Genomic DNA, 789 nt, shown 5'->3' on the forward strand with positions numbered 1-789 from the left:
GATGTGTTGGGTCAATAGCATAGACTCGGCGTACTATGATGTCAAGCCTCTACAGACATGAAAAAGCGATTGTAGATCCATGGAGGCAGGCTTGTACTCATCTTAAGGGTGAGTAGTTACCTCCTTTGTTTGTTGCCCGGCAGGGATACGAACTCCCTTTGTCGCCTTTCCTCACCGCCATTGCCACCGGTCTGCTGTGCATATTCATCCTGGGTGTGTTCCTGGGAAGGATCAGCAACACACTATGGTTGTGGTCGGGCTTGAAAGCACTGTTCATTGCAGTTGTAACAGTGGCAGTGATTCTGCTTTTGTAGCAGATCAGGATCTGAATATTCTCTGCCATGCGCGCTGAACTGCCTTGCGCATTTCCTCGAGAATCAGAACACAAGCGTGTCTTCGGCCTCGTGATAGATTTTGGGACATCCCAGTCCCCAAAATCGACTCGGCCTTTGACAACCTATTGGTGCCCCAGCCGTCCTGGTCACCAAGCACTACGCAACAACTTCGCAAGCTCGTTGCTGCTCCGTACTTGGCTCCCATATGACTGGACGCCGCGTTCGGAGGCCTACTTTGTTTTCCCTCTGGCGCAAGGCACGCCGGGAAAACAGTGCGGCCTCGCGGCTACTGGGGACTACCAGCCTTCGCTTCGCTCTCCATGGCTGGCAGCGGAAGAAGCGACAAGCACCGCCAGTATCCAGTCTATTCCCGACAAGGCTGTTGTACCGAACAGCTGCTGCATAAGAGGCCAGTGAACCACCAGGATTTGCAGAACAACCACTCCAATCAAGG

At 53.2% G+C, this 789-nt stretch carries 2 protein-coding genes; one reads left to right on the plus strand and one right to left on the minus strand.

Translation table 11 applies throughout. The annotated features are described in order from the left end of the window. Positions 1 to 358 precede the first annotated feature (358 nt). A complete protein-coding gene (locus tag ACOCD2_RS23295; RefSeq protein WP_419626244.1) occupies positions 359 to 544 on the plus strand; it encodes a hypothetical protein in 186 nt (61 codons plus the stop codon). An 87-nt stretch (positions 545 to 631) separates the two neighbouring features. On the opposite strand, the gene ACOCD2_RS23300 is transcribed toward ACOCD2_RS23295, so the two are convergent. Continuing rightward, positions 632 to 739, minus strand: coding sequence for a hypothetical protein (locus ACOCD2_RS23300; protein ID WP_419626246.1), 108 nt, complete (start codon positions 737 to 739; stop codon positions 632 to 634). Between the last annotated feature and the right edge of the window lie 50 nt (positions 740 to 789).

This window comes from Thiolapillus sp., from assembly GCF_048562965.1.
Lineage (GTDB): Bacteria > Pseudomonadota > Gammaproteobacteria > Chromatiales > Chromatiaceae > Thiolapillus > Thiolapillus brandeum_A.